Raw genomic sequence first — 13,761 nt, forward strand, 5'->3', positions numbered from 1 at the left:
GTGGATCATAACGGCCGCAATATTGTGAAAAATGTATGGTTGCGACCGGCATACACATGCACTTCCTAATAATTGAATGTCTGTTTATATTACCCATAAGGACTCATTTCTAATAAATGAAATATTGTGAATAAGTGAGATTTTAAGAGAAAAATGAAGATCATAGAGGGAGGGAGTTATTGTGAAAAAAAGCTTCTTTGCGGTTTGTTTTGGTTTATTGCTAATGGTTGCCATGTTTTCGACGGTTTCCGCCGCCAATGTCCAGGTGCGGATCTCCGGTTGGGGCGGTAGTGACCAACCAATTATCGAAGAGATGCTTCGGCTCTATGTTACACCAGCGATGGCTAAGGAAGGTATTACCGTCCTCTACGAGCCGATCGCCGATGACTTTCAGCGGTATATCGTCAATGCTTTGTCCGCAAATACGGCGCCCGATCTTTTCTATATGGATATTTTCTGGGCCCAGTCGTTAATCCAAGCGGGACAGGTTGAACCCTTAGACAATTATATTGCGAAATCGAAAATTCTGAAGAAAGAAGACTTTATTCCTTCACTGTTGGATGCCTTTTCTTATCAAGGAAAAGTGTATGGAATTCCGAAGGACTTCAACACTTTAGCTTTATTCTACAACAAAGATTTGTTTGACTTGGCGGGTGTGGCCTATCCTGATGAGAATGACACTTGGGATACACTCGCGAAAAAACTGGAAGCAGTTTCTAAACTCGATGGTGTTTATGGTTTAGCCCTTCAGCCGGAGTTTGCCCGGATGGGTGCTTTCACATATGCCGCTGGTTTTAAGACCTTCGATCAAAATGGGAAGAGCAATCTCTTCCATCCGGGGTTTAAAGCCGCCTTTGAATGGTACACTGGCTTAGCAAAAACGCGTGCCGGTGTCATGCCGGCGGACCTTGGCCAAAGCTGGGGCGGCGGTGCCTTCGGCACTGAAGAAGTCGCCGCCTGTATCGAGGGGGCCTGGGTGATCGGACACTTAAAAGACCAGGCACCAAACCTCAACTATGGTACTACTTTCCTGCCCAAAGACCCGTCCACCGGCAAACGCGGCAACTTAATCTTCTGCGTGGCGTGGGGGATGAACAAAGACTCCAAAAATAAACAGGCTGCCTTTAAAGTACTGGAACAATTGACCAGCCCAGAAGTGCAACAGTGGATTCTCGAACGCGGCCTTGCTTTGCCGAGCCGGGTTGCCTTGGCGGATAATCCCTACTTTAAACAGAATAACCGGGAAGCCCAGGCCAACTACATCGTCTTCCGCGGTGCGTCCGAAGGAAATGTTGTCCCATTCAGTTTCGGTGAATATGGCGGTCGCTGGATGGATCCGATCAACGAGGCCTTACGGGCGGTTATGAGCGGTGAAATGTCGGTTGAAGAAGGCCTGCGCGAAGCGCAATATCGGCTTGACCAAGAAATGCAAAGATAACATAGCTTACAAGTTATTTGGGAAGGCATTTTCCACCTTTGGCCGGCCTAGCCGGCCAAAGGTGGATTAAATTGCCGAGGAGGGGGGTTACTTTTGCGCCGAAGTCTCAAAGAAAAAACGGCACCATACGTCCTGCTTTCCCCGTACCTTTTTATGTTGATCGTTTTTTTTGGTTACGCCTTCATCCGTTGTTTCTACTTTAGCTTTACCGAATATGATCTTTTTTCGCCGCCCCGATGGGTAGGGTTTAAAAATTATCTTAACCTGGTTAAAGATTTTCAGTTCGGTTTAGCCCTCAAAAATTCATTACAGTTTGCGGTAATCGTCACATCCCTACAAACCATTTTGGCCCTGCTTTTGGCCGTGATTTTAAACCAAAAAATCAAAGGCATTCGTTTTTTCCGGGCGGTCTATTACATGCCAAGCATCACTTCAAGCGCCGTGGTAACCTTGATTTTCATGTGGCTGTTCCAAAAGAAAGGATTAATCAATTATCTCCTCACTTTAGCCAAAACCGGTTACCGGATAATAGCCGTTTTTTTTGGTTTGTTTGTCCTGTGCCAAGCTTTTCTGGTGATTGGCGAAAAGATCAAAAAGCGGCCGGTTTCCCTCTTTGAACCCAGTTTTCTCTTTCTTTCGGTAGTTGTAAGTTTTATGGCGACCTTCATCCTGGTCAAGACCGGGATCGTGACCATGGCCGAGGGGATACCCCCAGTGGAAACAGTCTGGTTAAACACCAAAAAAATGTGGCCCCAGAACAACCGGATTTTCGGAATCTCTTATCCGCTGGGCTCCATTATGCTGCTGAACACATGGACGACCGCTCCCACCTTTATGCTTCTGTATCTCGCCGGACTGCAGGATATTCCGAAAGAGCTTTATGAAGCGGCGGCGGTGGACGGTGCTACCAAGTTCAAAACCTTTTGGTATGTGGTACGTCCGCAATTAAGCAATATCACCTTCCTGGTGGTGACGATGGGTCTCATTTCAACCCTGCAGATGTTTGACCAGGTGGCAATCATCGGGGACCAGGCTCCTTTGGATTCGGTCATTACTTTAGCCTACTATGTTTATATCAATGCTTTTCCCAGTTCCGTGTCGCCTAAAATTGGAATGGCCAGTGCTGCGGCGGTCTTTCTAGGTTTTTTAACCTTACTGATTGTCTTAATCCAGAAAAAAGTGGTCAGAGAAGGAGAGGGGGTTGAATTATGAGGAAGCAGGAGTTGAGCACTATAAAACTCCCGAGCGAGGAAGAAATACGGGAGTTTCAACTTAAACAGCGACGGTGGCGTAAGGTGGCGATGATCTACCTTGTGCTGTTGTTGGTGTCAATTCTCACAATCGGCCCCTTTTTCTTTGGTTTGCTTTCAAGTTTAAAGGATAATCCGCTGGAATGGCCCCCCAAACTCTCCGTTAATCAATTGAAACCAGCCAATTGGATTGCGGCTTTCCGCTTGAGCAAAGCCGGGTGTGGGAAGGGGTTTTTTGGTGAATTCGCCCCCGGAGCGATTATTCCTTTTCAAGTCACTTATCAAGTTCCGGCCGGAAAAGAACCGGTGACCCCACAGGTGGTTGTGCCCAAACGCGTGCCGGGAACGGCCGGGGCCGCCTTATTAATTGAACACTACGCCGCCGATTATTCCCGGGTCTCCGAGGTACAAGAGGTAAAACGGGAGATCCTGGCCGATGGGTCGGTCCGGGTGACTTATGCATTTACGATCCATCACACCGGTGATGTTGTCTGTGACCGCTTACCGATGGATATAACTGTTCCTTTGGGGCAGCAATTCGTTAGTGCGACGCTGGACCCGAACCGCCCCAATGAGCGGCTAGGGCGGGTCCAAAGTTGGAACAATCTGACGGCAGGAGTGATCCCTTATATCTTTTATAATTACCACCGTGTTTTTTCCGAAAATTATAGTCGCACCACCGGAAAAAACCTCTTTTCCAGTTGGATCAAGAACTCTTTTGTGCTTTGCTTTGCCCGGGTCCTGACGAACCTCCTTTTCGCTTCCATGGCGGGTTTTGCTTTGGCCCGGTTGAAATTCCGGGGTAAAAACACCATCTTTCTCCTAATGCTGTTTTCGATGATGATTCCGGGACAAGTAACTTTCATCTCCAATTATCTGGTCTTGCGGGACGGAGTGTTTGGCCTCTCCAAACTGTTCGGGGTTAATACGCTCCTGAACAGTTATTCCGGACTCATTGTCTCCGGATTGGTCAGTGCCAGCTCGGTCTTTATCATGAAACAGTTTTTCGAAGGACTTCCGGAAAGCCTGGAAGAGGCGGCCCGAATTGACGGTGCTAGTTCTTACCAGATCCTTTTCCGGATCTTTTTCCCCTTGGCTAAACCGGCGCTTGGCGCCTTAACGATTCTGACCTTTCAAGGGGTATGGAACGAATTCTTCTGGCCGTTGGTGGTTTTGACCTCACCCCAGGACCGCTTTACTCTAACCATCGGTTTATTGAGCTTCCGCCGCATGTATGGTGTGGCCTTCGACTGGGGGCCAATTCTGGCCGGGTCCGTGATTTCGGCCTTACCCCTCGTGGTCCTGTTCGTGGTCTTCCAGCGTTATTTTGTGGAAGGGATCAGTTTTACCGGGGTTAAGGGTTAAGACACTTTAGGCACACGGGAGTTGCCAGCGCAGGTGACCAAGGTTGCCCTTGTGGGCGACTACGTAGACGTTCTGTAAGGAAATGAAGGATAATTTACGACAACATCATGATTTAATGAGGTGAAGTGATGAAAAACGTATTGACGTGGATCATCCAGGAAGAGCAGTTTGCCCCTGAACAAATGCAATATTATGAAACCATCTTTACACTTGGAAACGGATACTTGGGAACCAGAGGGACTTTGGAAGAAAATTACCGGTTGCGGAAACCAGGCACCTATATTGCAGGTTTGTTTGACGAAGCGCCCAATGAAGTTACCGAATTACCCAACGCCCCTGATTGGGTTAGTATCGAGTTGGAACTGGCGGGGGAGCGTTTTGATTTAGAAAAAGGCAATATCTTGGCTTATCAACGCAGTTTAGATTTAAAACAAGGGATCTTACGTCGGGATCTGCGCTGGGAAAGTCCCCAAGGGCGTATTACGAAGTTAAGCTACCAACGGTTTGTTTCCATGAAAGACCAGCATCTTATGGGAATCCGTGTTTCAATTACGCCGGAAAACTACAACGGAACAATAAAAGTGGTTTCTGTTCTGAACGGGCAGGTCACGAATGAAGGAACGCAGCATTTCAAGGCGGTTGAGGAGTGTACCTTTGGGGAGCGGGGTATTTATCTGATCAACGAAACATACCAATCAGAGCATATCCTGGCGATGGCCGCCTCTCATCAAGTAAAAGGAAAGCTCATTAACGAAAATTTCTTCAACCGGCGACGGTTGGTTGGTTACCAAGCGCAACTTGCTGGAGAAACCGATCAAACCCTAATTTTTGATAAATTAGTTACCATCTATACTTCCCGCGATTTGGACGGTCCAGTGCCGGCAACGCACTTGGAAAAAATGGAGAAGGTGAAAGCCTTGGCCCTTGGGGAAAACCTGGGCGCGGCCATTCAAGGGTTTGACACTCACCTGGCGGCCCATGTTCAAGCCTGGGCGGATTTATGGTTAAAGGCGGACATCCTGATTGAAGGGGATGATTTTGCCCAAAAAGCAATCCGGTTTGCCAACTTCCATCTCATCCAGATGGCCCCGAAGCATGATTACCGGGTCAGTATCGCCGCGAAAGGTTTGACCGGAGAGGGATACCGTGGTCACGTCTTTTGGGATACGGAGATTTTTATGCTGCCCTTCTTTATCTATACCTTCCCCGAGGTGGCGCGCAACTTACTCATGTACCGTTACCATACTTTGCCTGGTGCGCTGAAAAAAGCAAAAGAGAACGGGTATGAGGGTGCCATGTATGCTTGGGAGAGTGCCGATACCGGAGAGGAAACAACCCCTAAATACGGCGGGTTGGATTTGAAAACGAGAAAACCGGTACGCATCTGGTGTGGCGAGCTGGAACAACACATCAGTGCCGATGTTCCTTACGCGGTCTGGCATTATTACCAAGCAACCGGTGACTGGGATTTTCTAGTGAATTACGGGGCGGAAATTATCTGTCAGACCGCACGGTTCTGGGCAAGTCGGGCCGAGTATGCCCCCGAGGATGATTGCTATGAGATTAACAATGTGATGGGACCCGATGAATACAGTGAATTTGTAAATAACAATTATTTCACGAATGCAATGGCCCAGTGGACATTGCGGAAAGGGCTTGAGGTTTACGCGTTATTAGAAGAGAAAGGTAAAGCTGAAGCGTTAACCGCCAAAATCGGCCTCAAAAAAGAAGAACTGGCCAACTGGCGGATCGTGGCGGAAAAAATGCGCTTAAGACGGATAAACGATCTTGTTCTGCTGCAGTTTGATGGCTTTCTCCAGCAAAAAGAGGTTGATCTTTCTGCTTACCGCCATAATCCGGATGCCTTCTTCAAGGACTTTAGCTGGGAGCAGATTACCAGTACCCAGGTGCTGAAACAGCCGGATGTAATTATGTTGCTCTATTTACTGGGCGACCAGTATACGTTAGAAGAAAAGATTGCCAATTGGGAATTTTATGAGCCCAAGACTTTACACCACTCTTCCTTGGGTCCGGCGATCCACGCCGTCTTTGCCACGGAGATCGGGCAAAACGAAGCGGCATATCGTTATTTTCTCGATGCGGCTGAAATCGATCTGAACAATAAGCTCCGTAATAGCGAAGCGGGACTTCATGCGGCAACCCAAGGGGGAATCTGGCAAGCGGTGGTCAATGGTTTTGGCGGCGTAAGGTTGAAAGACGGGGGATTGCAGATCGCACCGTCCCTGCCGGAGCACTGGAAAAAGGTCAGTTTCCACCTTATCTATCAGGCCGTACCGCTGCGGATTACGGTTACGAACGAGCAGGTAGAGCTGGAAGTACTCGTCAAAGAGTTTCGGCCTTTGACCATTGGCCTTTGCGGCCGGACCATCACGCTTACGCCGGAACAGGCAAGCTTAAGAGTGCCCATGCCCAAAGCCGGTCTATCCTAGACCAAGCCAGGTTATTTGCATTTTTGTGCGGTGAGCCTTTTCGACAACCGAAGAAATACGGTAATAAGTTCTCTGGGAGACAGGCCGTCAACTCCGGAGATGCTCCCTTTCCGTAGAACCTAAAATATACTCCTATCGAAAGTGCACCTTAAATGTGAGACGTAAAATCTTGCCTTTAGCGGTGCACTTTTATATGTCTTTTTTAAAAAATAGATGAATACAATTAGGAATGGAGAGGAAGTCCCGGAACAAACAAGGAAGTTGGTTTTTGACCACGAATATGACAACCATATATATAATCATTGTGTTTAGATAAGACCAAACACGGTTGTTGTTAGAGAGGAAGGAATAGGCATTGAGAAAATTTTTAAGTTCACAAAAGGCATCACTGCTCAGCTTTATTGTAACTCTTTGTTTGTTGCTCTGGCTTACTGGTGTTGTTCATGCCAGTACCGGCGTAGTTATTCATCCATACCGGATTATAGAAGAAGAGGAGACGGGGGAGATTTTCTTTGTGCAAAACTTCCCGTCGACCGATAATACGCAAAGACCGAAGGTTGCAGTGGCCCTGGGCGGTGGGGGAGCCCGCGCCTTGGTTAACGTCGGAATTTTAAAAGCCCTTGAAGAGGAAGGAATTCCGGTCGACCTGGTGGTCGGTTCCAGTATGGGGGCGATTGTTGCTGTTTTGTACGGAAGCGGGATGCCGCTGGCAACCATCGAGGAATTGGTCACCAGCGATATCCTCCCTTCAATGTTTGATCTGAATTTTCCGTTCCTCTATTCGGTCATTGACACCCGGAGGGTCAATTATTTTATTGAAAAAATCTTACCCCACCAGCGGTTGGAGGAGTTCCTAATCCAAACAGCCTTGCTTAGTTACGACCTGACCCACGGAGTGAAGTATCTACATACCAGCGGGCCGGTATCCCGGGAGATTCAAGGGTCTTATTCCATCCCCTTGTTCTTTCCCGTGGTGGAGAAGGACGGTCTTTTTCTGATGGATCCGGGCGTTTTGGAGTTGACACCGGCCCAGGCTGCCAAGGTCCTGGGGGCCGACGTCATTATCTCAACAACGGCCTTTGATGAACTGCCCTATAACACCTACACTTATCCGGTTCGTGCTTGGACGAGATTTATTAACATTTTAAAGGAACGGAACTCGAAAGCAATCATTGACCATTATTCGGACGTGACGATCAATTGTGATGTTGGCGATTATTCTTTTATGGATTATCATTTGGCAGCCGGCTTTATCGCCCTTGGGTATCAAGAAGCTAAAAAACTGATTCCTGAGATTAAACGGGTATTGGCGGAAAAAGCGATTCCTCTAAAACATGTAAAGCAAGAACAGGAACAGGCTCCGCCGGCGGGGAAGGACGATAAAGAACAGCTTAATTTGACGCGAGTGCTGCGCGATATCAAATACGAGCGGCTGCAGTATGATTTTACCCGGATCAAACCGCTTCTCTATTTCGGACGTGAACATTCGTTTTTCCGGCAAGAATTAATCCGGGAGGAAACTACCGCATTACAATACGGTTTCCTTTGGCACAAGGGAAAGATTGACCTACGGGGATTAACACGCGGAAAGGACTTTGATCACTATGAGCTCAAACTTAGATTAATTGGGTTAACGACCAATCTTGACCTCATCGGTAAGCTCCATCACGAAGACACAACGCGGAACATATGGAGTTACGGGGTAGATTTAAAATACTACCAGCCTGCATATACCCTTACCATAGGTTGGGCGGATCTAGGCCAAATCGCTTTTTTGCATAATGCAGGAACCGTCGATCTGTCCTGGAGTGAACATGAGTTTCACAGTGCGGTGGATCTATATACTCCTTACCTCGATAAAAAGTTAACCTTTGCTGATTCTAAATATGTTGCTTCGCAAATAATTAAGATTTCTCTGGGCCACGATTTGACATTCCAGCCGAAGTTGGTCGTGAGTAATACGGAAAACGGGGATTTGTTCGCCCGTCCTTTAATCTACCGGGGGATTCAACCGGAAACTGCGGAAGGGGAGACGCTGGTCCAATCCAACCTGGAAATCGCCTACCATTACCGTTTTCCGTATTCTCTGGAACTGTTGCAGTGTATCCAGATGAAAGAACTCATTTGGTTTTCCTTTGCCGACTTTTACTACAGGCTTGAACCGGATTACGCGGTTGGGGTCGGCCTGACTTGCGAGCTAAGCCTGCTGGGGATCAAACCGTCCAGTTTCGGGGGGTATGTTGCCTACGACCTGACAAAAGCTGCCTGGCAGGGAAGGTTATCTTTCGACCTGGCGTTTTAAATCAGGTTTAGTTTACAGTAGTGGAGAGTAGGGGAGGAGGGTAGAAGAGGGGAGTAAAACCGCCGTTTGTCTGCAAACTAAAAAGAGGAGTTTTCACTCCTCTTTTTTTTATTCATTGATTAATTTTTCCGAAGCGTAGTTAGATGAAGGTTTGAAACAATGAGCTGAAATCTGGCTGGTAGAACCTTTGGAGTTTTCTTTCGGTTGATGCTGTTTGAACAGGATATTAACGGGGACTTTGGGGAAGTTTTCTTCCTCAATCTTGATCACAAAGATATACGGCCAAAGTTTCCCGGTTACAAACAAGCGGTCTCCTTGTTCATCATAGGCAATCCCGTTAAGGACATCGACGGTACGGCCAGGATGGGTCTTCGGGTCCAAAAGTCCGGATAAATCAAGCCAACCAGTGACTTCGCCGGTGGCGGGGTTGATGATGGCAATAAAATCGGTCAGCCAGACATTGGCGAAGATTTTCCCGTTGATATATTCCAGCTCGTTTAGGTGGACAATAGGTTTTCCATTGCATTGCACAGAAAGTTTCCGCACCGGAGTAAAGGTTTCCGGATCAAGAAAAGTGAGAATGGCGGAGCCATCACTCATAATCAGGTACTTTCCATCATAGGTGAGTCCCCATCCTTCATTATCGTATGTAAAAGTCTGAAGCAAATTAAAAGTAGCGCAGTCATAAACAAACGCACGGCGCTCCCGCCAAGTCAACTGGTAAATTCGGTCGTTACACAGGGCAATCCCTTCGCCAAAATAGGTTTTCGCCAGTTCAACCTGGCGTAAAACTCTTCCGTCGCCGGGATTGACCTGGCGTAGAGAGGATTTTCCGTACAAACCGGTGCTTTCGTAAAAATAACCGTCGTGATAGATTAAACCTTGGGTAAAGGCCTGGGGGTCGTGGGGGAGACGGTCCAAAATCCGGTAGGTATAATAAACCAGCCCGGAAGGAGAATTAATTCCGGTTATACAGGGAAAGCAATTCAACGGGTTAAAGAATACTAACCAAATTAGCATTAAAAAAAGAAAATAACGGCAACCTTTTTTCATCATATCCCTCTCTTAACTGTAAAAAAACAAGGAAAAAGGAAGGGAATTTACCTAATTTAAGATAATTTTTCGCAGTAAAGACATAAATCCTTCTTTATTGTTTTTTTTCTTTACTGGCAACGGATAAGGTTAACCGAATTTGGAGAAATCAAGAATAGCTTTTCCAAAAATATGGATAATAGGGTAGAGGAGGGGTTCTGAATGAGTGAACTGATTAACAACCGGGAATACCGCCGGTCGGTGTTAAAAGAGATTATCCAGGATTTGCACCGGGGAAAAAGCGTTGATGAAGTAAAAGCCCGTTTTGAAGCAACCTTCCAGGGCGTCTCGGCAACAGAGATCGCCGAATTGGAACAGACTTTGATCCAGGAAGGGTTACCGGTAGAAGAAGTGCAAAGACTATGTGATGTGCATGCCGCTGTATTTAAGGGATCGATTGAGGAGATCCATCGTCCAGAGAAGATAGAGGACACTCCCGGACACCCTGTACACACTTTCAAGTTAGAAAACAGCGAGTTGAAAAAGTTCCTGGCCGAAAAACTCGAACCCCACTTGGAGGCCTTTCGCCAGGATGACAAGCAGGAGATAATTGAACTTTTAAAGCAAGATCTGGAGTTGTTGCGGGGGATTGACCGTCATTATGCCCGGAAAGAAAATCTACTCTTCCCACTTCTCGAAAAATACGGGATCACTGCACCGCCAAAAGTAATGTGGGGCGTCGATGACGAAATCAGGGCGACCATTAAGGAAGGGATCAACCTTATAACCCACTATTCAGGGGCCAGGGATCAAGTTGCCGAAAAAATAAAAGCAATAATCGAAAAAGTCCGGGAGATGATCTTTAAAGAAGAAAACATCCTTTTCCCCATGGCCGTTAATACCTTAACTGAAGATGAATGGGGAGAAATTGCCGCCGAAAGTGACGAAATCGGTTATTTCCTAACGGAGCCTGCTGCAAAGTGGAAACCGGCTAATATAAATGTGGAAGAAAAAGCCCGGGCCGAAGGGGAACGTCCCGCCGATGGCTACATTCGTTTTGAAACCGGACTTCTTCTACCGGAAGAGATCAGCCGGATTTTCAACACTTTACCGGTGGACATTACCTTTGTCGACCGGGAAGGAGTGGTTAAATATTTTTCCCAGCCAAAGGACCGCATTTTCCCCCGTCCGAAAACAGTGATCGGGCGCAAGGTTACCAACTGTCATCCACCAGCTAGTGTGCACATTGTGGAACGGGTTGTGGATGATTTGAAAAGTGGGCGGAAGGACGTAGAAGAATTCTGGATTAAAATGGGAGAAAAATATGTTCACATCCGGTATTTCGCAGTCCGGGACGCTAACGGCGAATATATAGGAACTTTGGAAGTGACCCAGGATATTAAACCCCTTCAGGCGATTACCGGCGAAAAACGCCTGCTTGATGACTAAAAATGATTTATCGCTAAAACATGGCGGTATAACCGAAAAGTTAATCAAAGATCTAAAAGATAAAAGTGGCTTGTGACAGCAAGCCACTTTTGTCTTATCAGTGACGTTTTATTATTTCAAATGTCGGATGGGCCTAACTAAATTCATAATTCATAGCCGGGCAGCATGAAAACAAGACATTAAACGATTTCGAAAAAGCTATTGAGCAAGAAATAGCCTTTTGAGCAGCTTTTTAGCACAAACATGAAAAAAAGAAAAATAAGACAAATCTTTAACACCAGGTAAGATCATGTTTCACAGTGCAATTAAAATAAGTGTTTCCTTGACAGTATTTTATACATAATTTAACATATTATTATAATTATGTTATTGTCAGGTCCTACCTGGCTGTTTTCATTTATTAAATAAAAAGCAAAGGAGGATAAGAGCGTTGTTGCGTTCCCAAAAAACTCTATTGGTTTTAGCCTTGGCTGGCTTAATTTTATTCCTGTGCCCAGGAATAGCCGTGGGTTCATCTGGGGTAGGGGAGGAACTTCCAAGCATCCCGGTTGTTTCCTACATTAGAACTTGGCCCATCGGCAGCGAACCAGCCGATATGGATCGTGGGGAAAGATGGAGTGCCGATGATATCAAAGGCAACCTGTTAACCACTCTGAACATCGCTTTTGGGCTGTTGGACGGGAATAAAATTTACATTCAGGATTTGGTGGATCGCCCCGGCGAAACCGATGAAAACATCACTATCCCGGCCTTTGACAACCTCTTCGACGAGATCGCCATCTTAAAACAGCGGTATCCGCACCTGAAAGTCAACCTTTCGGTTGGCGGCTGGGGGGCGGAAGGCTTTCATGATATGGCAAAAACAAAGGAAAACAGAGAAGAATTTATTAGCGATGCGATCAACTGGATTGTGCAGTATAACCTGGATGGAATTGATATCGACTGGGAATACCCGGTTGGCCCCGAGTGGGGACAGGAAATCAAAAGTGGGCCGGAAGATGCTGATAATTATGTAGCTTTGCTAACTGAACTCCGGACCGCCTTTGATGCTTTATCCAAAGAATTGGGTCGACCTTTAACGGTGACTACTGCCGTGCCGGCCAGCGCATGGTTTACGCAAGTAATTGATGTAAATGCTGTACAAGAACAAGTCGATTACCTTAAATTAATGAGCTATGACTATTACGGCGGCTGGAGTGCAACTACCGGGCATGCTTCGAATTTGTACAATAACCCCAATGATCCCGCTTGGGGCGGCTGGAGCACCGATCAGGCAGTGACTGTCTACCTGAATGCAGGAGTAAAACCGGAAAAGATCCTTGTTGGCGTGCCTTTCTATGCTCGTGCCTGGCGGGGAGTACCGCCTGAAAACAACGGATTATTCCAACCATACAAAGAGGCCGCTTATCCCCATGGTCTTACCTATATGGACATTCAGTCTAAAATTTTAACGGACCCCAGTTTCAAACGTTATTGGGATGACGTGGCCAAAGCGCCTTTCCTCTACAATGGTGATCTCTGGATTACCTATGAAGACGCCGAGTCCCTCGCTTACAAGATCGAGTATATTCGGGAAAAAGGGCTGGCAGGAATTATGATCTGGGAGTATGCCCACGATATAAACGAAGTACTCCTTGAAGCCTTAAACCAGGCAATTAACGAGGGTAAATAGGAAAGAAAATAAAAGAACATCATCCGGTAAGGAAAGAAAATCTACTCACTGTTAATATATTCCACGGCTGGTCTATTAACAAAAAACCAAGTGGATTGCGGCAAACCACTTGGTTTTTTACTATTTACATTTTGTACGAGGACGGTATTTTGATGTTTTGCACATAAAGCAGATCTGAAAAAAGCTCCGGACTGTATCCCTGAAAAAGCTTCTGAAAGCCTTTTCGGAATTGCTCAAGTCTCTCGTCTAAGAACTGGTTAATTTGGTCAAAAAGATCTTCTATTACCTTTTGATTCAAATTCAATGTGCCTAACATATCCTCGGCGTGACAATCAATTTGAACAGAAAAATTATGTATTGTTTCCAGCATGAATCTCCCTCCATTTCTTCTTATCTTAACATAATATATATTATAGGACGTTATTATCAGGATAAAATTTAGTTGTTCAATTAAAATCTTGAAATAAAAATGCGGTTTTTAATTATAAATTAGTGACGATTTTATCTTATATTATAACTCCATCTAAAAATATATTTTTCTCCCCTTCGATTTATAAAGAAGATTTAAATAATGATAGCAGGACAATATTAGTATATATCGAATTATATGGAATACTTAGATTTAAGAAAGGAGTAAATAATAAAGGGAAGAGTCAAAAGATTAATGAGTTGTGTTTGGCAATTATGAATTCCATAGTTTGGCGGCTAAGAGATACATAGCATCCTGACATTTTGCGCATTTAGTCTGTTTGCGAAGGCCCGGCGCTTCTGGCCAGCATGGCCTCTCTGTAACGGAAGCTGGG

At 46.0% G+C, this 13,761-nt stretch carries 8 protein-coding genes; 7 read left to right on the forward strand and 1 reads right to left on the reverse strand.

All coding sequences use genetic code 11. From position 1 onward, the window contains the following. The first annotated feature begins 181 nt into the window (after positions 1 to 181). The 5 genes from G5B42_RS11260 (at position 182) to G5B42_RS11280 (ending at position 8,805) form a co-directional block, all read left to right on the forward strand. Positions 182 to 1,438 (forward strand): ABC transporter substrate-binding protein, encoded by a 1,257-nt coding sequence (locus G5B42_RS11260; protein ID WP_331274119.1) that lies wholly within the window; start codon positions 182 to 184, stop codon positions 1,436 to 1,438. Between the two features lie 93 nt (positions 1,439 to 1,531). Further along, positions 1,532 to 2,650, forward strand: a complete 1,119-nt coding sequence (locus tag G5B42_RS11265; protein ID WP_231133543.1) for a carbohydrate ABC transporter permease — start codon at positions 1,532 to 1,534, stop codon at positions 2,648 to 2,650. Next, complete coding sequence (locus tag G5B42_RS11270; RefSeq protein WP_181340568.1) at positions 2,647 to 4,053, forward strand: carbohydrate ABC transporter permease; 1,407 nt, start codon at positions 2,647 to 2,649, stop codon at positions 4,051 to 4,053. The genes G5B42_RS11265 and G5B42_RS11270 overlap by 4 nt, the downstream gene beginning before the upstream one ends. A 128-nt stretch (positions 4,054 to 4,181) precedes the next feature. After that, a complete protein-coding gene (locus tag G5B42_RS11275; protein WP_181340569.1) occupies positions 4,182 to 6,503 on the forward strand; it encodes a glycoside hydrolase family 65 protein in 2,322 nt (773 codons plus the stop codon). Between the two features lie 355 nt (positions 6,504 to 6,858). Next, a complete protein-coding gene (locus G5B42_RS11280) occupies positions 6,859 to 8,805 on the forward strand; it encodes a patatin-like phospholipase family protein (protein WP_181340570.1) in 1,947 nt (648 codons plus the stop codon). A 108-nt stretch (positions 8,806 to 8,913) separates the two neighbouring features. On the opposite strand, the gene G5B42_RS11285 is transcribed toward G5B42_RS11280, so the two are convergent. Beyond that, on the reverse strand, positions 8,914 to 9,825 hold the full coding sequence (locus G5B42_RS11285) for a glutaminyl-peptide cyclotransferase (protein WP_181340575.1): 912 nt from the start codon (positions 9,823 to 9,825) through the stop codon (positions 8,914 to 8,916). Between the two features lie 234 nt (positions 9,826 to 10,059). Between G5B42_RS11285 and G5B42_RS11290 the strand changes: the two genes are divergently transcribed. Together G5B42_RS11290 and G5B42_RS11295 are read left to right on the forward strand one after the other, a co-directional pair. Next, the gene (locus G5B42_RS11290; RefSeq protein ID WP_181340571.1) at positions 10,060 to 11,286 is read left to right on the forward strand and encodes a DUF438 domain-containing protein; all 1,227 of its coding nucleotides are present in this window, start codon (positions 10,060 to 10,062) and stop codon (positions 11,284 to 11,286) included. Positions 11,287 to 11,740: 454 nt separating this feature from the next. Further along, positions 11,741 to 12,958: a glycoside hydrolase family 18 protein gene (locus tag G5B42_RS11295; RefSeq protein WP_231133545.1), complete on the forward strand. Its 1,218-nt coding sequence runs from the start codon at positions 11,741 to 11,743 to the stop codon at positions 12,956 to 12,958. The last annotated feature ends 803 nt before the right edge of the window (positions 12,959 to 13,761 follow it).

It is taken from the genome of Capillibacterium thermochitinicola (assembly GCF_013664685.1).
Lineage (GTDB): Bacteria > Bacillota > UBA4882 > UBA10575 > UBA10575 > Capillibacterium > Capillibacterium thermochitinicola.